The organism is Burkholderia sp. Bp9099, assembly GCF_003857805.1.
Classification (GTDB): Bacteria; Pseudomonadota; Gammaproteobacteria; order Burkholderiales; family Burkholderiaceae; genus Burkholderia.
In genome coordinates, this window is record NZ_QTPU01000010.1 from 204,941 (window position 1) to 227,349 (window position 22,409).

General features: G+C 61.5%; 18 protein-coding genes. 12 read left to right on the forward strand and 6 right to left on the reverse strand.

Annotated features, from left to right (window positions below):
* Positions 1–2 precede the first annotated feature (2 nt).
* Entirely contained in the window at positions 3–899 is an 897-nt protein-coding gene (dapA, locus tag DIE17_RS13840) for a 4-hydroxy-tetrahydrodipicolinate synthase (protein ID WP_124921011.1), read from the reverse strand.
* 160 nt (positions 900–1,059) lie between these two features.
* On the opposite strand from dapA, the gene DIE17_RS13845 reads away from it, so the two are divergent.
* The 3 genes from DIE17_RS13845 to DIE17_RS13855 all read left to right on the forward strand — a co-directional run bounded on the left by DIE17_RS13845 (position 1,060) and on the right by DIE17_RS13855 (position 4,566).
* Positions 1,060–1,464, forward strand: coding sequence for a hypothetical protein (locus DIE17_RS13845; protein ID WP_124921012.1), 405 nt, complete (start codon positions 1,060–1,062; stop codon positions 1,462–1,464).
* 376 nt (positions 1,465–1,840) lie between these two features.
* A complete protein-coding gene (locus DIE17_RS13850; protein WP_124921013.1) occupies positions 1,841–3,262 on the forward strand; it encodes an APC family permease in 1,422 nt (473 codons plus the stop codon).
* 140 nt (positions 3,263–3,402) lie between these two features.
* Positions 3,403–4,566, forward strand: coding sequence for an MFS transporter (locus tag DIE17_RS13855; protein WP_124921047.1), 1,164 nt, complete (start codon positions 3,403–3,405; stop codon positions 4,564–4,566).
* 71 nt (positions 4,567–4,637) lie between these two features.
* On the opposite strand, the gene DIE17_RS13860 is transcribed toward DIE17_RS13855, so the two are convergent.
* On the reverse strand, positions 4,638–5,552 hold the full coding sequence (locus DIE17_RS13860) for a helix-turn-helix domain-containing protein (RefSeq protein ID WP_260439232.1): 915 nt from the start codon (positions 5,550–5,552) through the stop codon (positions 4,638–4,640).
* Between the two features lie 300 nt (positions 5,553–5,852).
* Here DIE17_RS13860 and DIE17_RS13865 point away from each other — a divergent pair, with 300 nt between their 5' ends.
* The 5 genes from DIE17_RS13865 to DIE17_RS13885 are packed head-to-tail and all read left to right on the forward strand — an operon-like array spanning position 5,853 to position 10,852.
* Positions 5,853–6,812, forward strand: a complete 960-nt coding sequence (locus tag DIE17_RS13865) for a carbohydrate ABC transporter permease (protein ID WP_124921014.1) — start codon at positions 5,853–5,855, stop codon at positions 6,810–6,812.
* Positions 6,813–6,858: 46 nt separating this feature from the next.
* Positions 6,859–7,707 (forward strand): carbohydrate ABC transporter permease, encoded by an 849-nt coding sequence (locus DIE17_RS13870; protein WP_260439233.1) that lies wholly within the window; start codon positions 6,859–6,861, stop codon positions 7,705–7,707.
* 2 nt (positions 7,708–7,709) lie between these two features.
* Positions 7,710–8,801 carry an ABC transporter ATP-binding protein gene (locus DIE17_RS13875; protein ID WP_124921016.1) on the forward strand — a complete coding sequence of 364 codons (1,092 nt, stop codon included), beginning with the start codon at positions 7,710–7,712 and terminating at the stop codon, positions 8,799–8,801.
* A gap of 6 nt (positions 8,802–8,807) precedes the next feature.
* A complete protein-coding gene (locus DIE17_RS13880; RefSeq protein WP_260439234.1) occupies positions 8,808–9,689 on the forward strand; it encodes an inositol monophosphatase family protein in 882 nt (293 codons plus the stop codon).
* Positions 9,686–10,852, forward strand: a complete 1,167-nt coding sequence (locus DIE17_RS13885; protein WP_124921017.1) for a LacI family DNA-binding transcriptional regulator — start codon at positions 9,686–9,688, stop codon at positions 10,850–10,852. The genes DIE17_RS13880 and DIE17_RS13885 overlap by 4 nt, the downstream gene beginning before the upstream one ends.
* Positions 10,853–10,891: 39 nt before the next feature.
* Here DIE17_RS13885 and DIE17_RS13890 read toward each other — a convergent pair whose 3' ends face one another.
* From DIE17_RS13890 to DIE17_RS13900, 3 genes are all read right to left on the reverse strand, one after another.
* Positions 10,892–12,496 carry a GMC oxidoreductase gene (locus tag DIE17_RS13890; RefSeq protein WP_124921018.1) on the reverse strand — a complete coding sequence of 535 codons (1,605 nt, stop codon included), beginning with the start codon at positions 12,494–12,496 and terminating at the stop codon, positions 10,892–10,894.
* Positions 12,497–12,508: 12 nt separating this feature from the next.
* Complete coding sequence (locus DIE17_RS13895; protein ID WP_124921049.1) at positions 12,509–14,296, reverse strand: thiamine pyrophosphate-binding protein; 1,788 nt, start codon at positions 14,294–14,296, stop codon at positions 12,509–12,511.
* A 73-nt stretch (positions 14,297–14,369) separates the two neighbouring features.
* Entirely contained in the window at positions 14,370–15,035 is a 666-nt protein-coding gene (locus tag DIE17_RS13900; RefSeq protein WP_124921019.1) for a ThuA domain-containing protein, read from the reverse strand.
* A 346-nt stretch (positions 15,036–15,381) separates the two neighbouring features.
* On the opposite strand from DIE17_RS13900, the gene hisD reads away from it, so the two are divergent.
* Together hisD and DIE17_RS13910 are read left to right on the forward strand one after the other, a co-directional pair.
* Complete coding sequence (hisD, locus tag DIE17_RS13905; RefSeq protein ID WP_124921050.1) at positions 15,382–16,668, forward strand: histidinol dehydrogenase; 1,287 nt, start codon at positions 15,382–15,384, stop codon at positions 16,666–16,668.
* Positions 16,669–17,106: 438 nt separating this feature from the next.
* A complete protein-coding gene (locus DIE17_RS13910) occupies positions 17,107–18,237 on the forward strand; it encodes a porin (protein WP_124921051.1) in 1,131 nt (376 codons plus the stop codon).
* A gap of 301 nt (positions 18,238–18,538) precedes the next feature.
* Here DIE17_RS13910 and DIE17_RS13915 read toward each other — a convergent pair whose 3' ends face one another.
* On the reverse strand, positions 18,539–19,816 hold the full coding sequence (locus tag DIE17_RS13915) for an ABC transporter substrate-binding protein (RefSeq protein WP_124921020.1): 1,278 nt from the start codon (positions 19,814–19,816) through the stop codon (positions 18,539–18,541).
* A 442-nt stretch (positions 19,817–20,258) separates the two neighbouring features.
* Here DIE17_RS13915 and DIE17_RS13920 point away from each other — a divergent pair, with 442 nt between their 5' ends.
* Together DIE17_RS13920 and DIE17_RS13925 are read left to right on the forward strand one after the other, a co-directional pair.
* The gene (locus DIE17_RS13920) at positions 20,259–21,299 is read left to right on the forward strand and encodes a glycoside hydrolase family 3 N-terminal domain-containing protein (RefSeq protein ID WP_124921021.1); all 1,041 of its coding nucleotides are present in this window, start codon (positions 20,259–20,261) and stop codon (positions 21,297–21,299) included.
* Positions 21,300–21,308: 9 nt separating this feature from the next.
* Positions 21,309–22,322, forward strand: a complete 1,014-nt coding sequence (locus DIE17_RS13925; protein WP_124921022.1) for a glycoside hydrolase family 3 N-terminal domain-containing protein — start codon at positions 21,309–21,311, stop codon at positions 22,320–22,322.
* Positions 22,323–22,409 lie beyond the last annotated feature (87 nt).

Here is a 22,409-nt window from a genome sequence, read left to right on the forward strand (position 1 = left end):
TTTCAGTGGCCGCGCGCGGCGTCGTGGTAGAGGGAGAGCGCTTGCGCGAGGCGCTCGCGGGCGCTGGCGTCGAGCGGCTGGGCGGGCGATCGCGCGGGGCCGGCCGGCATCCCGAGCATCTGTGCGGCGGTTTTCAGCACGACGGGCATCGTGCCCAGCGCGAACGCATCGCGCAGCGCCCGCAGCGATTCCTGTGCGGCGCGTCCGCCGGCGATATCGCCGGCCTGGAACTTGTTCCAGATCGACATCACGACATCCGGGACGGCGTTCGTCGTCGCGGCGACCGCGCCATCGCCGCCCGCGATCAGTGTCCAGAGAATCATCGAATCGGTGCCGGTGAAGACGGCGAAGTCGTCGCGCCGCAGGTTGATCAGTTGCAGCAGGCGGTCGAAGTCGCCGCCACTGTCCTTGATGCCGCGAATGTTCGGAATCTCCGCAAGACGGCGCACCGTATCGACGGTCAGCGTAATGCCCGCTTTCGCTGGAATCGTGTACAGCATGACCGGCAGCGGCGTCGCTTCAGCGATCTTCTTGTAGTGCGCGTAGAGTTCCGGCTGCGTCGCGCCGTTGAAATACGGTGTGATCACGGACACCGCGTCGACTCCGGCATCGGCCATCTTCCGGTTCAGGTCGATCACGTCACGCGTTGCATACGCGCCGGTGCCCGCGATGACGGGCACGCGCGAACGTGCTTGGCTGACCGCGATCTGCGCGATGCGCAACTTCTCTTCTTCATTCAGCGCGATGAATTCGCCATTGGTGCCGAGCACAAACAGCCCATGCACGCCGGCCTCGATCAGCCGCTCGACCAGCGCGCGCAGGCCGTCTTCATCGACGTTCTCGTCGGCCGTCATCGGCGTGATCAGCGCGGGAACGATTCCCTTGAACGAAATTGACATGCTTGCTCCATCGCGGCTGGGACAGCGGCGGAATCGCCGTCTCCGTGGGTTGTGTCGACATCGGCAAAGGCTGTGCGCCGGCGGTCACGATTGCGTTGCTGGACACGTCATCCGGCGCAACGTGTGTGAGAAATGCATCGCCCGATGTCCTTCAATTGGCTTGCTCGTTCAGATCACAAAATTGATCGATGCGTGCATTTTAGATGAATTATTGAGTGAAACAGTCAATGTTAACCCTGATGTGATCGAATCGATCATTTCTGCCATTGCGGGGCGCGACAGGTTCGACGCCGCCCGAGCGTTTCGTGCACTGTCGCAATCTGGGGGCAGAAGGGGGCCCATGGCGACCGCCCCCGGACTTGCCGCGCTCGACCTCCGGCAGGAAGCGTTTGACCCTCCGAGCGCGCCGCACTTGATCGGGGGAGAGTTGCGCGGAGATTGGCTACGACGCGCTTGTGCGATCCGCCAGGTTGTATCCGTACACGTGTCATTCGCCGGGCTGCGGATAGGTGTCGGCGGTTCATCGAATGCGTGCATCGCGTTCATTTCAAAATTTCTATTTTGAGAGTTGACGCGTAATGGCAGGAAAATCGCACGTAGACGATTTGAACATGAGGATTAATCGGGAGAATATTCGACGCTTCGACAAGTGACGCAGCATGACGCAGATTGCGCGTCGAACCGGCGCCAACCCGACGCACACCTTCGCGCGTTGCGGCGCATACGGTGTCGCAGATCACCCGGGCTTCGCCTCTCGAATCGAAAATGATTATCCACTACGGGTAAACGCTCTCCTTCAGCCCGTTGACAGCACAATTTGAAGCGCCGAGCATTTGGCTTATACGTATAAGTCAATGCTCCGCCTCACGGTCGACTCAGCGCGACTGTTGGAGGCCGAGTCCCCGTCATGCTTTGAGCAACGAAGTGGAAGGATGTCTGGAATGGAAAGTCATATTTCGAGCGGATCTGGAAGTCAGGCCGCTATTTCGTCAGCAGAGTTTTCTGGTGCGACTCCGCCTGAAAAAAATACTGGAACAAATGAATCGTCTTTGAAATTGAGCCGCGAATTGAGTGTGCTCGATTTGATCGTGTACGGCATGGTCTACATGCTTCCGATTGCGCCGTTTGCACTTTACGGAATTATTTCGGATGTGAGCGGCGGTATGGTGCCGCTGGTTTATATCGTGAGTGTCGTGGCCATGATGTTTACGGCCCGCAGTTACCAGATACTCAGCAAGGAATTTCCGGCAGCAGGGTCGGCATACACCTATGCTCAAAACGGCATCGGCGATCTTGCCGGCTTTCTGGCCGGGTGGCTGGTGTTTCTCGACTACATCATCGCGCCGGGATTGCTCGCGGTTGTCAGCGCGGTGGCGATGAACAGCCTGGTGCCGGAGATCCCCCGTTCCATCTGGGTGATCGGATTCGTCGGCCTCGGAACGATTCTGAATCTCGTCGGTATATCGGTAACCGCGAAGGTGAATCAGGCATTCCTCGCAATCATGCTGGTTATTCTCGCTGCTTTCGTCGGCGTCGGTCTCTTTGCGCTTTACAGCGGCATGGGGCATGGCCGGCTCACGTTCGGTTCGCTCTTCAATGTCCATACCTTTACATGGGCGGGGCTCGGGACCGGGATCCTCATCGGTTCGACGAACTTCCTGGGCTTCGACGCGATCACGACGCTCGGAGAGGAAGTGAAGAGTGAGAAACGTCATTTGGCCAGCTTTGCCGGCATGGCATCGTTGATCATCATCGCGATCCTGTTCGTGCTGCAGACATGGATTGCCGCAGACCTCGCGTCTGGCGCGAAGGTACTGTCACCGGACAGCGCCTTTTACGACATCTCGGGCTACGCTGGCGGCCACTGGCTGTTCGCGATGACGTCCATCAGCACCGCGCTGGCATTCGGCGTACCGTGCACGATCGTCTGCCAAATGGCAATCGCCCGCATCATTTTCGCGATGGGACGCGACCGGCAACTTCCCAAAGTGTTTTCCCGGCTGTCCCGCAGATCGAAGCAACCGTATGTGGCGAACATTTTCGTTGCGTCCATCTCGCTGATCATTGCATTGGTCTTTCAGGATCGTCTCGACGACCTGGCCTTGTTCCAGAATTTCGGCGCATTCTCCGCATTTATCCTGGTCAACCTTTCCGTCATCGGCTACTTCAAGATCAAGAAGAGGTCGACGGACACGTGGAATCACGTGGTTCTGCCTGCGATCGGATTTCTCGTCATCGTTGCACTCATGGTCGCGATGAGGGCCGCCACGTTGAAGATGGGCATCATTTGGCTCGTGCTCGGGCTCGTCTATTACTTTGTCATGCGTAATGTATTTGGACGCAGTGCGGCACTGAAGATCTGAGGTCGACATCGATGATTCCGTCTATCACGTGGAATCTACGATTGCAGGCTTGATATGCGATGACTCGACGCCAGCCTTTTGTGACAAGGGGCCCGTCGGGTCATCTTTTTTTGGAGTTCGTGATAGGGCACGTCTATTTCATGAGCACTTTCGCAGTCGGTGGCTGGTCTCGCGGTGGCGTCTGGGAGCGCCTTTCGACGAGAGCCGGCTTTTATTCGTTTGGTTTCGTCCTTTCCGCGTGGGCGCCACTCGTCCCCCTTGCGAAATCCCGTATCGGCTTGAGCGATAGCGGCTTCGGGCTTGCACTGATGTGGTTCGGCGTAGGCAGTCTTGTTGCGATGCCAATCGGTAGCGCAGCCGTCGTGCGCTTGGGATGCAGGCGGATCATCCTGTTGGCCGGTCCGATCACGTGCGCATGCCTGTTCGGACTCGCATCGACCGATCGTGCCGACATCTTGTCTGCATGTCTCTTTCTGTTCGGTTTCGGTATTGGAGCCACGGAGTCCGCGATGAACCTGCAGGCTGCCGTGGTGCAGCGTATGTACGACGAGCCGCTCATGTCAGGATTTCACGCGTGGTGCAGTGTCGGGACAATCGCCGGTTCCGCCGGCGTCAGCACGTTGTTATCCCTTGGGATTTCGCCTGTCGGGGCGATAGCGTGCGTCTTGGCGGTCATGGTTGGCCTTTGGCGCGTCGTCGGCCGGCACTTCATCGGGCGAACCAGTGCGGCGCAAGCGCGCGGGCTCGCACCTCCAACGGTGCATATCGTCTGGATCGGAATACTGTGCTTTGTAGCGTTTCTGGCGGAAGGGGCCGTACTCGACTGGAGCGGTGTGTTTCTGGTGACCGAAAAGGCGTTCCCGCAGTCCAGTGCGGGTTACGGCTACGCTGCCTTCGCGCTGGCGATGACGATCGCGAGGTTGACTGGCGATCGCCTGGCTCGCGTGTTCGGCGCGCGATCGATTCTCGTCGCCGGGGCGGTCGGAACTGCGGCAGCGCTCGTCGTGCTGGTTTTCGCGCGACACTGGATGATCCTGATCGGGTTGTTCGCGGCGGTCGGTTTCGGCTTGGCCAACATTGTCCCGTTGTTCTTCTTGCACGTCTCGCGGCAACGCCAGATGCGGGTTGAGCTGGCAATGCCGATCGTCGCGACACTCGGCTACGCCGGCATGCTTGCCGGACCGGCCGTTCTGGGCGCGATAGGCGAGGTGGCGGGACTTTCGGCTTCGCTTCTGACGATCGCCGCGATGCTTCTGCCGATCGCGTTGTCGGCGCACACCATCGTGTCCCGCGACGTCGGCTAGGAGGGCGCCGCCTCGCCGGCACGATCGCCGATGTTCAAGCGGCGGTGCCCAGGCGGACCGCCGGGCACCGCTTAGCCCTCGCCGCCCCACAGCACGGTCGATTGATCGCCGGTCATGTAGTCGCGGATCTCCGCAGGAAGGGACCTGTCCGACGGCAGCAGTACCGTCGCGTTGCGCAGGTGCTTCCTTTGCATGTGCCCGCGGTCGGCAAAATTCAACGCGATGCGCGTCGAAAAGGGTTGGCGAAACGACGACGACGCCACACCGGTGACCACGCCGTACAGGAAGCGGATCGGGCGACGGTGTTGAGGCGTCAAGACCGAGAACGTCATTTCGTTCTTCTGCCGCCCTTCGAAATCAATCATGAAGATCCGATCTCCCATCAGGAAACAGAAGCCGTGGTATTTGAACGAGTAGCCGACCCTGCCGTCCTGGTCCAGTAACGGGAAACGCTCCACGGTAACGTACTGCACCACCGAATCGCGCTCGTAGAGGCACGTCACGGAGCGCAGGATGCGCCCCTTGTAGATCGACGAGTTGTGGTACCGGTAGTACACCCCGAGAAAATCCTGCAGCGCGGCGCTCGACGACTTGATCAGTGGCAGAAATCGCAGAAAGCTCGGTGCGGACTTCAAATCGAACGGCAGTTCGTATTCGAGTCCTTCGTAAAAACTGCGGAATTCCGGCGGAGCCCGGAACAGGTCGGCCGGCTCCATCAGAAAAAACTTGGCGATTTTCAGAAGAACCTTCTGCGACGGAACGTGGTGGCCCGCCAGATATTTGTTGAACTGTTGACGATTGATGTTCAGCTTCCGGCAGAAATCCGCGATGGAGTCGAAGGATGCCACGAGCAGCGACAGATTGCTGGCCAGGTTTGAAAGGTCGTGCTGACGATCCATGTTGTTTCTGAAGAAGTGATCGAAGGGACCAGCGACGAACGGCGAACCGGCGCGCAACGCGGTCGGTCGCGATTCGCTGATTCCCATGCGGGATTTTCCGTATGGAAACCGAAGGAGTTACGGCTTCAAGCGCGTCGGTGCGGTATCCGAAGCATGGGCCGTCGCACTGCATTCACGCATGATTGAGTGTACTGCGTTTTGTGCGTCACTGTGCGTCTCTTTTGAGTGCTCCGCGAAATTGAGCACGTGTTTTTAGCGGCAAATACTCCAGCCACCGATCGCATGATCCCGACACGGTCATGCACGGAACGAGCGGCACCATCGGGGCATGACGCGCCGCGGTGATGCCGCAAGCATCGCGTGACCGTATCAGGAGAGGGGGAGCGCATGAAAGCAGAAACCACACGGAGATTCGAGATGTCTTTTTCCCAAGGAGGCGGCATCCATGCCGGAGCGGTCGGGCAGCGACGACGCCGGCTGCGCGCGAGCCCCGCGGCACTTACGCTGGCGCCGAGTATCGTCGTACTTTTGATTGCCGTCTATGTGTTCATCGGCTGGTCGATCGTCATCTCGTTTACCAATTCGAAGTTCGCGCCGAATTACGACTTCGTCGGTCTTGCGCAGTATGCGCGGCTATGGGATTCGGATCGATGGAATGTCGCGGTAACGAACCTCGGTTTGTTCTCGATTGCATTCATGCTGATCTCGCTCGTGATGGGGTTGCTGCTCGCGATTTTCCTCGACCAGAAAGTACGGGGCGAGGGGGCGTTCCGGATGATCTATCTGTATCCGATGGCGGTGTCGTTGATCGTCACCGGCACGGCTTGGAAGTGGATCCTGAATCCTGGCCTCGGACTGGAAAAGCTGCTGCAGGATCTTGGCATTACCGGCGTCCATGTCAACTGGCTGATCGACCCGCAGATGGCGATTTATACGCTTGTCGTCGCCGCCGTCTGGCAAACCGCGGGCTTCGTGATGGCGATCTTCCTGGCGGGCCTGCGTGGGATCGACGGCGAAATCATCAAGGCGGCACGCATGGAGGGCGCCGGCACCTTGCGCATCTATCTGACCATCATCATCCCGATGCTGCGCGCGTCCGTGTTCAGCGTCGTAGTGATTCTGATCTACCAGGCGGTGCGGTCTTTCGACCTTGTCGTTGCGCTGACGAACGGCGGGCCGGGTTTCTCGAGCGACCTGCCGACGACGTTCATGTACAACCTGACGTTCAGTCGCGGCCAGCTCGCACAGGGCGCCGCCAGCTCCGTCATGATTCTGCTCGTCGTGATCGTCCTTACCGTCCCGTATCTCTACTCGGAGTTCAAGCGTGAACACAACGACAGTCTCTGACGCGGCCCGGCATGCGCGTCGCATGTCACGCCCGTCGAGCACGGCGATGCATTATGCCGCGCGTACGGTGCTCTATGCGGTCCTCGCCGGCAGCGCGGCCTTCTTCGTGATGCCGCTGCTCGTGATGGTCTTCGCTTCGTTCAAGGACATGGCGGAGATCCGTTCGACGTCGATTCTGTCCTTTCCGCTCGCGCCCACGGTCCAGCCGTGGATCGATGCATGGCAAAACGCGTGCGTCGGCATCGACTGCGTGGGGCTGCACGGGTTCTACGTGCGAACCGTGCTGATCGTCGTGCCTGCCGTCGTGTTGTCCACGCTTCTTGGCGCATTGAACGGCTACGCGTTGACGAAATTCAATTTCAGAGGATCGAAGTTCGTCTACGCGGTGATCCTGTTCGGCACCTTCACGCCATATCAATCCGTGTTGATACCGCTTGCGAAGACGCTGGGCGTACTCGGCTTGTCAGGGAGTCTCGCGGGTCTCGTGCTCGTTCATACGGTCTACGGCCTGCCATTCACGACGATGTTCTTTCGCAACTACTTCATGACGGTGCCACAGGACCTCGTGAAGGCGGCGCGGGTCGACGGAGCGGGTTTCTGGACGACTTTTGCATACATCATCCTGCCGCTGTCGGTACCGATGATCGTCGTCACCGTGATCTGGCAGTTCACGTCGATCTGGAATGACTTCCTCTTCGGCGTGTCGTTCACGAGCGGTCAGAACACGCCCATCATGGTTGCGCTGAATAACATGGTAAGCGCGAGCGCAGGCGAACGTCCGTACAACGTCCATATGGCCGGTGCGTTGCTGGCCGCTCTTCCAACCCTCGTCATTTATTTCCTGGCGGGCAAGTATTTCGTGCGCGGCTTGATGGCCGGCGCGGTCAAGGGGTAATCATGGCTTCTCTCCATATTCGCGATGTCCGCAAAAACTACGGCAGCGTTGCATGCCTCAAGGAAATCAATATCGATGCCGACGACGGCGAGTTCCTCGTGCTGCTCGGCCCGTCCGGTTGCGGGAAGTCGACATTGCTGAACGCGATCGCGGGTCTCGAACCGGTCAACGACGGTGAGATCGTCATCGACGGCTCGGTCGTCAACGACGTCGAATCGGCGAAGCGCGATATCGCGATGGTGTTTCAGTCGTATGCGCTTTACCCGACGATGACGGTGCGCAAGAACCTGACATTCGGGATGCGCGTGCGGGGGGCATCACGGTCCGAGCAGGAGGAGGCGGTCAAGCGGGTCGCGGCGATCCTGCAACTCGATCAGTTGCTCGATCGCAAGCCCAGTCAGCTGTCGGGCGGGCAGCGCCAGCGCGTCGCAATGGGTCGCGCGATGGTGCGGGAACCCAAGATCTTCCTGTTCGACGAGCCGTTGTCGAATCTCGACGCGAAACTGCGCACGGAAATGCGCGCGGAAATCAAGAAGCTGCACCAGCGTGTCGGCACGACGACGGTCTATGTGACGCATGACCAGATCGAAGCGATGACGCTGGCAACGAAGATCGTGGTCATGCGGGGCGGCGAGGTGCAACAGATCGGCACGCCGGAAGACGTTTATGATCGCCCGGCGAACCTGTTCGTCGCGCGCTTCATCGGGTCGCCTGCGATGAACTGCCTGAAGGGCGTGCTGCGCGGCGGCGACGCCCACGCCGTTTTCATCGGTGGCGACGGCAGTGGGCGCACGCTTGAGATCGCGCTGGGCTCGCTCAGCGACGCGCAACGATGCTACCTCGATCGGGAAGTCGTACTGGGCGTTCGCCCGGAATGGCTCGCGCCAGGCGTCGGTTCCGCAAGCTTCCAGGCGACGGTCGACGTGGTAGAGCCGACGGGCGCCGACAACTTCGTGCTGTTGTCGGTCGCCGGAGAATCGATCATGGCCCGCTTCGCGCCGGGTGTCGGGCGCGCGGGGGACTTGATGCAGCTCGTCGTCAATGCGGACAAGGCACTCATTTTCGACCCGGCGACCGAACAACGCGTCGTATGAACTGATATGCCGGTCGGTATCGTGGTGTGCCGGCCGGCCTGTCTCGGGACGATGAACGTTGAGCGGAATGAGGAACATTCGATGGCGGGACCGATGTCGAGTATCGACGAACAATACTATCGGGACACGGTGATAGATCTCTGCGACCTGGCTCGCACGCTGTGCGGTGCCGTGGCGCACGACACGCTCACCATTACGCGAAAGCGCGATGCGTCGCCCGTCACCGAACTCGACAGGCGTATCGAGCTGGCACTACGCACCCACATTCAGGCGCGGCACCCGCTGGATTCCATCGTCGGCGAAGAATTCGGCGTGATCGAGGGACGAGCGGGCGGGGCAACGAACCGGAGATGGGTAATCGATCCGCTTGACGGGACGCGAGCCTTCGTGACAGGCAGTCCATTATGGGGAACGCTCATCGGCGTACTATGCGACGGTGTGCCATGGCTCGGCGCGATCGACATGCCGGCTCTCGGACGGCGGCTGATCGCAAGCAGCACCGATGCCGCGACGCACGTCGAGCCCGCTGCCGGCACGGCTGTGCCACTGTCGGCGGCGCGCATGTGCACGACGACGCCGGACAAGTTAACGCCCGGCGAGCAGTCGGCGTACGCCCGGCTCGTCGCGCGTGTCGCCGTTCATCGATATGGCGGCGATTGCTTCAATTACGCGGCACTGGCCACCGGGCGGTGCGACCTCGTCGTCGAATCGGGACTCGCCCCCCACGATTTCCTGCCGATCGTCCCGATCGTCGAAGCGGCCGGCGGCCGGATGACGGACTGGTGCGGACAACGTTTGAGCGAGCGCTCGGCCGGCGACGTCGTCGCGGCGTCGAGCGGAGCGCTTCATGCGAGCGTGATTGCATTGCTGGCCGGATCGAATGCGTGAAGGATCTGGCGTGTATCCCTGTAAAATGCGGCATTGCCAGTCCACAGGCTGATGCCTTCCCATCGATGAAGCGTGCCGTATCAATGAAGGACGTCGCATTGGCCGCCGGCGTCTCTCAGCCGGCGGTCTCCTATGCGTACAACAAGCCGTCGGAAATATCCGAGGCGCAGCGCGAGCATATTTTCGCCGTGGCGAAAAAACTCGGCTATCCCGGGCCCAACGTACGGGGGCGCAGCCTGCGCTCCGGGCGGGTCGGTGCCGTCGGCCTGATGATCATGGACGAGTTGCCTTACGCATTCGCCGATCCGGCGACAACCTGTCTGCTGCGAGGAATCGGTGAAATCAGCGAACTCGCGAACGTTGCGCTCGCGCTTTTCCCGCTACAGAAGGATTTGGCGAATCATGCCGGCGACGTCGAGAACGGCAGCCTCGCGGTACGTGGGTTCGTCGACGGCCTGATCGCATACTCGCTGCCGGACCGCTATCCGGTCATTGAGGTCGCGCGCCGGCAGGGCATCCCGGTTGTGATCGTGGACGCGCCGATTATCGACAAAGTGCCGTTCGTCGGGATCGACGATCTGCAATCCGCCATCGTTCAGATGCGGCACCTGATCGAGCTCGGTCACCGGAAGATCGGCATCGTGGCTGACCGGTTGCGTCCGGACGGCATCAAGGGCATCGTCACCAGGCAGCGCTTCCAGGAAGCCACGGAACACGTTGTGCGGGCCCGCATAGATGGCTATCTGCACGCGGCCGAAGCAGTGGGGCTCGACTTTGACGACCTGTTGATTGTCGAGGCTGGTGGATTCGATCGTGCATCGGGCATCTGGGCGGCAACACAGATCCTGCAGCATACGAGCCTCACGGCAGTGGTGGCGACGTCGGACGTGATGGCACTCGCGCTCGTGCAGGCGGCGCGTGAACGTGGCGTGGCGGTGCCCGATCGGCTCTCTGTGATCGGTTTCGACGATATACCAGAGGCAGCCGGTGCAGGGCTCACGACCATCCATCAGCCGCTGATCGAGAAAGGTCGCCAGGCCGCGCAACTACTCAGCGAACTCCTCAGTGGCACTGCCTCGCGCAAGCCGAGAGTGCCCAGGGTGCTCCTGCCGACGGACCTGGTGGTGCGATCGACGACGAAGGCGCCGGCCGCAGCAAGATAAGCGCGGCCGGCGTATCGCGACGTCTGGGCGAGCTTCGCTTCAGTGACCAACGAACTGCTTGGCCACGCGAAGCGCGTTCGCGGCGATCGTAAGTGCCGGGTTGACCGCCGCGGAGGACGGGAACCATGAACTGTCGACGATCCAGGCGTTCTCCACGTCGTGAAGCTTGCAGTTTGTGTCGAGCACGCTCGTCCGCGGGTCGTTGCCCATCACGGCCGTGCCGCATTGATGCGAGTTGGTCGCGATTCCCATGCGCTTCGTCAACACGAACGGATACCCGGCCCGCCGCATCATCGCGACCGTCTTCTTCACTAGCGCCCGGTGTGCACGCAGATTGTTGGCGCGCCACCTGATGCGGATGCGACCCGACTGCGGGTCGACGGTGATGCGGTTCTCCGGATCGGGAAGATCCTCGCTGGTCAGGTACAGATCGACGCTATGGTTGGTCATGTAGCGCGAAATGGCCTTTGGCAGCCAGGGATACATGCCCGTCACCATCGGTTCGCGGATCTTGCCGAGCATCTGCACGTTACCGAGCGGGAACGCGTTCTGCGGGGTACGCAAATACCAGTCGTTGACCGCGAGCGTTTTCTGGAAGAGCACGTCGTTGGCTCGACGCGGATCGACGGCGAGCATGAACGTGCTGTTGTGAACCATGTAGTTTCGGCCGAGCATGCCCGAACGGTTGCCGATGCCGGCCGGATGCGTGCGATCGGCCGATTGCAGCAGAAGAGCCGCCGAGTTCACTGCGCCGCACGCAAGGACGAATCGCTTGGCGCGGATGCGAACCGGTTGCCCGTCGCGAACGCCGACTGCCTCCTCGATGCGCGTGCCGTCGGCCGACATGACGAGACGATCGATACGGGTGCGCACCATCAGCCGTGCGCCGCCGCCGCCGACGAGCGGCCTCAGCACGGACACTTCCGCATCGCCCTTCGCATCGACGAGGCATGGATAGCCGTCGCAGGTCGAGCAGAGCACGCACGGCCGTTCGCGGCCGTAGTTGACGGCCGCCGGCATCACGAACGGACGAAGGCCTTGCGCACGCATGGCCGCATCGAGTGGCCGCAACGCAGGGTCGTGTTCCAGCGCGGGAAACGGATAGTCGCCGGAGCGCCACGGTTCGGTCGGATCCTGGCCGCTCGCGCCATGGACGTTGTAAAGCCGCTCCGCGGCCGCGTAGTATGGCTCCATGTCGGCGTAAGTGATCGGCCACGCGGGCGAGATTCCTTCGGCGTGCTGAATCGCGCCGAAATCAGCTTCCCTGAACCGTGGAAGCATGGCACCGAAGACCTTCGTGTTGCCGCCGACGTAGTAGAAGACCCCGGGTGAAAACGGCTTGCCAGCGTCGTCGACCCACGACTCCGCGTTGCGGTAGCGTCCTTCGCGAAATACGGCCTCGGCCTGCCAGTTCTGGATTTCACGAGGCAGGAAATCGCCACGCTCGACGATGAGCACGTCGAGGCCGTGACCCGAGATGCCCTGCGCGAAACTCGAGCCGCCCATGCCGGATCCCACGATGACCACGTCGCAGGTAATGATTCCATCGCTACCGGGCACGACCGTCGGGACTTCGCGCCGGAGAACCGGCGCGAAGCTGGACAGATCGGACGCCGGACGATGAACAAGCGTTGCATCGCTCATGCGCTGACTACCTTACAGATGTTGCTCTGAGTTGCGGAATTGTGCGTATTCTTCCTGTCGCTCGTCGTCGATATAGGCCGGAATCGGGAAATCCCACCAGCCCGGCACCCACGGGCCGGCCGCGTCGCGATCCGTCGGAATCTCGATCAGGCACGGCTCGTTGCTTTCAAGCGCCTGCTGGAGAATCGGCTCGAGTTCGTCATTGCTGTTGACGCGCCACGACTTGAGACCGAACGCCTTGCCGACTGCCTCGAAGTCGGGCGAGTACGGGCGTCCGTCCGGATAGTTGAACTCGGTACCGATATGGCGGCTCGTCTGCTTGCGCTGGCCGCCGCGAATCGACATATACCCGGCATTGTTCTGGACGATGAAGATCACCGGCAGGTTGTTGGTGACGCAAATCGCGATTTCCTGCGACGTCATCAGGAAGTCGCCGTCACCGAGAATGCATACCACAGGGCTCTCGGGCTTCGCGAGCTTCGCCCCGATGGCTGCGGGAACCGCCCAGCCCATCGACGAAAAACCGCCGGAAGTCAGGTGTGTACGCGGCGTGTAGACCGGGAAGGTCTGTTTGACCGCGCCCTGGGTATTGCCCGAGCCGACCACCACGATGGTGTCGCGCGGGAAGATCTTGCGCAGCGCGCCGAGCGGCCGTTGCGACGTGAACGGGAAGCGGTCGGAATCGCGGCGCGTGGCGAGCTTGGCTTCCCATTCCGCCTTGTGTGCAGCGACCTCGGACAGATATGCGCCACGGTCGGCCGAATCGCCTTCGAGCGCCTCGACGATGTGGGCGAGTGCGTACTTGGCGTCGGCCACGATGCCGACGGCGACCGGATAGTTCTTGCCGATCTCGTGCGGATCGATGTCGATGTGAATCAGCTTGCCGGGCGGAATCGAGAACGTGACGCCTTTCGCGTAGCTCGACGACGACCAGTCGGTGAAACGGCAGCCGACCGCAATGATCACGTCCGCGCTCGACGAGACCTTGTTGCCGCACATCGTGCCGGTTTGGCCGACACTGCCCGCGAACAACGCATGGTCTTCGGGGAAACCGCTCTTGCCGTTCCAGGTGGTGACGACCGGAATCTGCCACTTTTCGGCGAGCGCAAGCACTTCCGCAGCTGCTTCGCCGGTGATGACGCCGCCGCCGATGACCATGACCGGGCGCTTGGCCTGCCGAAGCACGTCGGCCGCCTTTTCGACGGCAACGGGATCCGGATACACCTTGCCGAGCGGCACGCGCTCCTCGAGCTGATGCAGCGTGACTTCCGCGGCCTCGGCCTGCGTGTCCATCGGAATCTCGACGTGAACCGGTCCGGGGCGGCCGGTCAGCATCGAGCTGAATGCGCGATGCATGATGAACGGCAACTCCTCGACGCGCTGTGCCACCCAATGGCGCTTGGACACGGCCTCGGCGATCTTCGGAAAATCGTTGTCGACGTAGCGTTCGAGTTCCTGAAGCAGGCCGTGACCGCGCATGTGAGTGGGCGGCCCGCCGGTGATGAGCATGACGCTCGTCGAATCGGTGAAGGCCGTTGCCATCCCGATGACCGTGTTGCTTGCGCCTGCGCCGATCGAGGTGACTGCCGCCATCGGCTTGCCCGACACGCGGTAGTAACCGTCGGCTAGATGCACCGCGCTTTGCTCGTGAAACACCTGGATGAAGCGAATCTCCGAGTTCTTCTCGAGGAACGCGTCCGTCAGCGTCCAGATGCCGTGACCGGGAATGCCAGCGACGTATTCGACACCGTAGTTTTTCAACGTCTGGGCGACGATTTGACTTCCGGTAAGCTTTGCCATTTTTCTATCCTGACTAGGATTTGAGGACACCCGCGCGCGGCAACGATGGCCCGCGCGGAACTTCACTGATCCGTTACGCAGCCGGACGCGAGGCCCATTGCAGGCCTTGCATCGTGAGGCGGCGAACGTTGATGTCGGACAGGTTGCCGACGTCATGGCCGATCGAGTGGTAGAACACGCGGCCGCGCCCCCACTGCTTGACCCATGCGACCGGGCTGCGATTGCCTGCCAGCCACGGGAACGGCTTGCCGTCGAAGGTCGTTTCGGCCAGCACGTGGTTGTTCGGATCGACCTGCATGTAGTACTGCTCCGAGCGGACCTCGAAGTCTTCGACGCCGTGCGTGACCGGATGGTCGTGGTCAATCACGTTGACCGTGTACGGATGTGGATAGCCCTCGCCAGCAGGGTGCTCGATGAAAGACCCGCCGAGCACCATGTGATAGCGAAGGCTTGCGCGAAACGCCGCGGCGGCGCCATGCCATGCGGCGAGGCCGGTGCCGTTCTCGACGGCGTCCAGCAGATGCTTTTCCTGCGACGCGGTCAGCGTCTCCGTCGTGACAGCGTTGTTCCAGCCGATCACGATCAAATCGAAGGCGGACAGATCGCGATCGAGCGTGAAGATGTCGGTCGAACCTTCGACCTCCCAGCCCAGTTCGTCGAACAGTCCGCGCGTCCATGCCGCGACTTCATATGGGTAGTGCCCCGGCCAGCCGCCGTACAGATGGAGAACTCGAGTCATGACAACACTCCTTATTCAATGAAACTTATACGTATAAGTTGGCGAAATGCTGCGCGCCCAAAATGACGATGTCAAGCACTAGAAAACCCTCGGCCGGAGCGGTGGCGAAGAAGGTATCAGAGCGCTCGGGTGTTCGTGCTGACGCGGCGAAACGACGGGAGCGACGTGCGCCGGCATCTGCGTCAGGGCGGTGCGTCATGTCGCGTCAGCTTCGACGCGGATGCGAAATTGTGTCGGCAAATTCGGCCCGCGAAAATTTGCTCGTGTGATCGAACTCGTTCAGATCGTGCACCGTTGCAACGCGGGCATCGCGCTGCATGGTCGGGAAACACTCTTGGAGATTTTTGTGATCCAGCATCTTAAGAAAAGCAAGCCGATGGAGGCACAACTCGAGATCGCGAAGCAGGTGCGCGATACGGTCGAGCAGATCATCGCGGACGTCGCCGCCAACGGAGACGCTGCCGTGCGCGAATACTCGATGCGATTCGACAAATGGAATCCGGCATCCTTCCGTCTGACGGACGCGGAAATCAGCGCGTGTGTCGCCACCCTGTCGGAACGCGAACTGGAGGACATCAAGTTTGCGCAGCAGCAAGTTCGCCGGTTTGCATTGGCGCAGAAGGACGCACTGCGTGACATTGAAGTCGAGACGCTGCCGGGCGTGGTGCTCGGGCACCGGAACATTCCGGTGAATTCCGTCGGCTGCTATATCCCGGGCGGGAAGTATCCGCTGCTGGCTTCGGCTCATATGAGCGTGCTCACGGCTAAGGTTGCCGGTGTCAAGCGTGTGGTGGCCGTGGCGCCGCCGTTCGACGGAAAACCGCACCCGGCAATCGTCACGGCCATGCATCTGGCGGGCGCGGATGAGATTTACTGCGTTGGCGGCGTTCAGGCGATTGCAGCATTGGCGCTTGGTACGGATCAGTTCGAACCGGTCGACATGATCGTCGGCCCGGGCAATGCATATGTGGCCGAAGCGAAACGCCAGTTGTTCGGCAAGATCGGGATCGACCTAATCGCGGGCCCGACGGAGACGCTCGTCATCGCCGACGATTCGTCGGACGTCGAGATCGTTGCGGCCGACCTGCTGGGTCAGGCCGAGCATGGCGTGAATTCGCCAGTCGTGTTCCTGACAAATTCCAGCAAGCTCGCGGATGGCCTGCCGGCGGAGATCGAGCGCCAGCTCGCGGTGTTGCCGACAGCGGCTATCGCGTCGGTCGCGTGGCGCGACTATGGCGAGATCATCCTGTGTGACACCGTTGACGAAATGGTCGAAGAAGCCGATCGGATCGCATCAGAGCACGTTCAGGTCATGACGCGCGATCCGCTCTATTTCCTCGAGCACATGACGAACTACGGTGCGCTGTTCCTCGGCGACCGTACCAATGTGTCGTACGGCGACAAGGTAATCGGCACGAACCATACGTTGCCGACGACGAAGGCCGCACGCTATACCGGCGGGCTGTGGGTCGGCAAATTCATCAAGACCTGCACCTATCAGCGGGTGCTGACCGATGAAGCATCGGCCATGCTCGGCGAATACTGTTCGCGACTGTGTGCGATGGAGGGCTTTGCGGGGCACAAGGAACAAGCCGATATCCGCGTCCGTCGCTTCGGAAAGCAAGCGGACTGATATCGGGCCACAAGGTTGGGCAGCGATTCGGCACTCGAACGAGTGCCGTTTTTTTTGCGTCGAATCGAGCGGGTTTGAGCAGTTCTGGGGCGTGAGGACGTCATATTCATGGAGTGAGTGGGAGTGCGTCGTAGTGCGACACAAATTGTGTCTTTGCGAAATTGAGTGGCATTTATTGGACTTCAATACTGCGTCGCGGGTGAGGAGGCAGTGAGCGGGTTTCGTCCGACGCAACGCGTGTTGGAGCGTAGCCCGACATGAAACGCGGCAATCGTCAAACGGCAGGAGGGGTGACGGTCAGCTGCTGCATGACGGCCTCCCCACCGTACCCCATCGTTCAGGATGGTTTTCCTGACGATGGGAAAGAAACGGAGCGGCACGCGGGAGACGCCTCAGTACCGCTCTGATCGATGTGTACTTCGTGGACGGACAAGTGAAATGAAAAGAAAAGTCATCTCGGCGATCTCTCTGTCGATTACCGCCTACGCGGCCGGCGCACATGCGCAAAGCTCGATCACGCTTTACGGTATTGTCGATACCGGCATCGCGTACATTCACAATAGCGGCGGACAATCGTCGCAATGGAAGATGTCAGCCGGTAATCTGTCCGGAAACGAATGGGGGCTCAAGGGAACCGAAGATCTCGGCGGCGGCTTGTCCGCGAGTTTCCAGCTCGAGAATGGCTTCGATCTCGGCTCGGGCCAGTTGCAGAATGACGGCCGCATGTTCGGCCGGCAAGCATTCGTCGGGCTGGGCAGCACGCGTTTCGGAGCGGTCACGTTGGGGCGGCAATACGATCCAGTGACCGATCTGGTTCAGCCGATCACCGCCGATTCATACAGCGGCCTGTTCGCGCCGCCGGGCGATATCGATAATTACGACGACAGCGCGCGTTTCAATAGTGCGGTCAAGTGGACGAGCCCATCGTGGGGCGGCGTCACGGTCGAGACCATGTATGCGTTCGGCGGCGTGGCAGGATCGACAGGATCGGGGCAAAGCTGGTCGGCCGCGGCGGCCTACAGCGGCGGCGCGCTCAGCGTGGCGGGCGGGTTCCTGCACGTGGACAACGGCAACGCCAGGACGTCGGCACGTGGCACGTCGAGCGCGGACAGTTTCTTCAACAGCGCCGTCAACTCCGCGTACGCAACTGCCCGCGGCATCGATATCGGGCGGATCGGTGCACAGTACGTCGTCGGGCCCGTCACGGCAGGCGCGGCGTACTCGTACACGCGATATACGTCGGACGGCGCGTCGACGTTCGCGGGTTCGCAGCACTTCCAGAACGGTTCCGTGTTCGCGAGCTGGATGGCGACGCCGACGTTCCAGGTGATCGGCGGCTACAATTACACGCGTTCGGGCGGTCATTCGAAGGCAACCTATCACCAGGTCAATCTCGGCGTCGATTATCTGTTGAGCAAACGGACCGACGTCTATGCGACGGCCGGCTATCAGCATGCGAGCGGCGACAATGGCCAGGGTAGCGCTCAAGCGGTGATCGGCTCTTACGACGTCAACTCGGGAGCGAATTCGCAGATTGTCGCAATCGTCGGCCTGCGCCACAAGTTCTGAGCTGCCCATCACCGGTTCTGGACGCGTGAATCGGACCGTTCCACGGCGTGTTGATTCCGACCGCGACATCGATATGGTCGGATGCCTGCGCAAGGTGATCAACATGGCGTTGGACGGCCCGTCGCATTCGCTCGCTGGGGATCCACCGGATGACGGTGGCCCGCGGGCGCCGCGCACGCGTATCGAGCCGCGCACTGGCGCGACATGCGCTCGAGAGATCGCGTAACGGCCGTTTGATTGAAGGGAAATCCAGCGGACAGACAGGTCCCGCCCCCGACGGAGCGGGACAATACCGGCGACGTCAGTTGTTCTTTGCTGCCGTTGCCAGCTTCTTGACGGCAGTGGCGGAAGTCATCGACGGGGTATTCACGAATTGCGTGATCACATCGACGAATGACGCGCGAATGTCACGCTCCAATGCGGCATTCTCGATGAACGACGGAACGACAGCGCCGGATTTGGCGGCTGCAGTACGGTCGGCGAAATTCAACTTGGCGCAGTCGTCGAATTTCGATTGCGGCACATCGAGTCGCGCGGGGATCGAACCTTTTCGCAGATTGAAGTTCTCCTGTACTTCGGCGCTCATGGCCAGGTTGGCCAGCGTCGCCTGATTAGCCGCGGCAGCGGAATTCTTCTGCTTGAAGAAAGTCAATGTGTCCACGACCCATACGAACGCGTGACCGCTTCCCGGCGTCGCCGCACAGACGAAGTCGATGCCCGGCTTTTTTCCCGCCCGAAGGAACTCGCCCTTGGCCCAGTCAGCATGGATCTGCATCGCTGCCTTGCCGTCGATGACCATTTGCGTCGCGACGTTCCAGTCGCGACCGGCACGGTTCGGATCCGTGAAGCTGATAATCTTGCGCAATTGATCGAACACCTTGAGCATGGTGGGACCCTGGATCGTCGCGGGATCGTGATCGATGATCGCTTTCTTGTAAAAGGCGGGGCCGCCGATGCCGATGACGAGATCGCTGAAGATCTCCGCTTCCTGCCAGTCCTCGCCGCCCAGCGCGACCGGGATGATGCCATCCTTCTGTATGCGCTCGGCCAGCGCGTTGAATTCATCCCAGGTGGTCGGGACTTTGCCGCCGTACTTCTGCAGGATCTTGGCATTGATCCAGAACATGTTCTCGCGGTGTTCGTTGACCGGAACGCCATACCAGTCGTTCTTGTACTTCACGTAAGGAATCAGCTCGGGGGCGATCAGCTTGTCCCAGTTGCCTGCCTTCGCGAGACTGTCGAGGTTCGTGAGCTCGTTTTGTTCGGCATACGAAAAAAGCAACTGCGGCTGGGCCTGCGCCGCTGCCGGAGCGCTCCCGGCAGCCAGCCGCGCCTGCAACGCCTGTTGTTGATTGGCGCCGTCGTTGCCGGCGATCGCGCTGTCTTTCCAGCCGATGCCCTTCTGCTGCAAGGCGTCCTTGAGCGCCTGGAGCGCATAAGCTTCGCTGCTGGAGGTCCATTGATGGACGACCTCGACCGTTTGCGTTTGTGCGCCGGCCATGCCGACCATGGAGAAGCTCGCAACGGTCGATGTGACCGCCCGTGCCGAAATACGCCGCAATCTTGTTTTTGCCTTCACAATCCAATCTCCTCAGATGACATCGACCTTCGCCGGTTCCCGCTCGTGCTTGGGTATGCATGAGCGCCCGGCGAGTATCGGAAGGCAAATTGACGTACGCAATTTCGCGATTGTCCGTTTCGAGACGCACGATGACGCTACCTGGTGGAGCAACGGGTATGCCGGGATATCTCGCCGCAGGCGATTGAGGCGGCTCCGAGCTGCGCGCATTTCGAGGATGAGCAGACTGACGCTCGATCTGCTTCGCTTTGCGTCGCAAAAAGGCGCTTCGCGAACTTGCCCGGACATTTTTCTATGGAGAGCATGCCGACATGCAATCCGCCGAGCGTCTTGCAAGTGAGAACCGCTGGTCGCATCGACCATATCGACCGTATAGCGCGGATTCGTACGAGCTCGACGGCCGTCGTCGCGAAATTTTCACCTTATACAAGGGACTCCTGCTGTGGACGATTACGATCGAGACGCTTACGCGGTTCTGTTGCCGGCATTCGCGGGCCTGACGCTCAGCGACGATGTGTGCCGCTATCTCGACCAGGGCGGCGTGTCGGTACTGCTGGGCGAGACGCGCGACGAGTACGTCGGACGCGCGATGAGCGCACAGCGCCGAACGGAAGAGACCGCCACGCAGTTCAGGGACGTCGTCGAATCGGCCCGGCGGCGGGCGGGGACAGGGGTGCTGGTGGCCGTCGATCAGGAACTCGGCGGGATACAACGACTGCATGATCTCGTGCCCGCGCTTCCGTCGCTCGACGACGCACTGCGCGCCGGCACCGACACGATCGAGGAGCGATCCGCCGCGGTCGCGGCCGCGGCGCGCGAACTGGGCGTCAATCTGTTCTTGTCGCCGATCGCCGATGTCGTGACGGGCGCGAATCCGTGGCTCGACGGGCGACATCTCGGCGCCGATGCCGCCGATGTGCTGCGCATTGCCCGCGCGTTCGTGCAGGGCGTGCAATCGGCGGGCGTTGCGGCAACCGCCAAGCATTTTCCCGGGCATCCGGTCACGGAAATCGATCCGGCGCTCGGTGAGGCAATCGTGGGCGGCGAGCTCGCCGACCTGGCGCCGACACTCGACGTATTTCGGGCATTGATCGCCAGCGGCGTCAAGGGGGTCATGGCCGGGCCCGCGCTGGTGCCTGCCATTGATGTCGAGCATCCATCGAGTACGTCGCGCGATACGCTTTCGATGTTGCGTCACGAATTCTCGTTCCACGGCCTCATTATCTCCGACGATCTGGATGCGCCCGGCATCTTGCGAGGCAGAAGCATCGAGGCCACGGCCGTTGCCGCGCTCGATGCCGGTGCTGATCTGCTGCTCGTGTCGAGCGAAGCCGGGCTCGACCGCATTGCAGGCACCATCGTCGAAGCCGTCAGGCGTGGCGCCCTCGACGCGTCGCGGCTGGCGCAGGCGGCCGACCGCGTGCGCGCGCTCGCACGGGAGCTGGATCGCGCACCGGCCGCTGGCCGCCACGACAGCGAGTGAGACGAAACGATGAGCGAACTTTCGCGCCAAGCGCATGCAGTGTTGTTTCCGGTGCTCGTGACACTCGAACTCGACGACCACATCGGCCGATTTCTCGACAACGGCGGAAAGAGTCTGCTGTTCGGCGAGACGGGCGACGAATATGCGTCCGGCCAGATGAATACGGAGCGCCGGCGTCGCGAAACGCTCGATGCATGGCACACCACGGTCGAACAGGCGACAGCGCGTGCGGGGCACATGCTGCTCGCGGCCGACGCGGACATCGCCGCCGTACACCGGCTGCAATGGCTGACGCCGCCGTTGCCGAGCCGGGACGACGCTCAACGGATGCCGCCACGCGAGCTGGAGGATATCTGCTATGAAATGGCCACGGGTGTCGCGCAAACCGGAATCAATCTGGTGCTGTCACCGACCGCCGATGTCGTGACGGGGCGCAACCTGTGGCTGAGCGGCAGGACGCTGGCCGACGATCCCGTTCTCGCGGCGGGGATGGTCCGTGCGTACGTACGCGGTGTTCGTCGCGCCGGTCTACAGACCACCCTCAAGCATTTTCCGGGGCATCCCCAACTAGTGGGTCACCCGGCCACCAGCGATGCCACCGTGCCGCTTTTGCTCGCCGATTTGAGATCGCTTTGGGCGCCGTTCGAAGCAGGGATCGAAGAGGGTGTCGATGCGGTGATGATGGGGCCGGCCCGCTTCCATGCAGTGCAGCCGGCGGTGGCCGCTTCGCTTTCGCGCGAACTGATTTCGACCCTGCGCGCAGAGCTGGGTTTTGCCGGACTGGTGATGACCTGTGACCTCGATCACCGGGCGACCCAGGGCGATCGCGCACTCGGCGACGTGGCTGTCGCTGCGCTGGCGGCCGGCGCGGACTTGCTGCTGCTGTCGCCCAAAGCGGTGCCGCGCATCGCTGAGGTTGCCGAAGCAATCGTGCGAGCGGTAGCGGACGGGCGATTGGAGGCAAGCCGCCTGCAGGCGGCCTTCGACAGCGTAAGCGCTGCCGCCGGGAGACGGCCTGCATGAACGCCGGGATGGTTGTGTGCTTGCATCGCATCTCGTCGTCACGCCGATACCGGAAGGTTGGCGTCGATGTCGGGACGGCGCACGCGA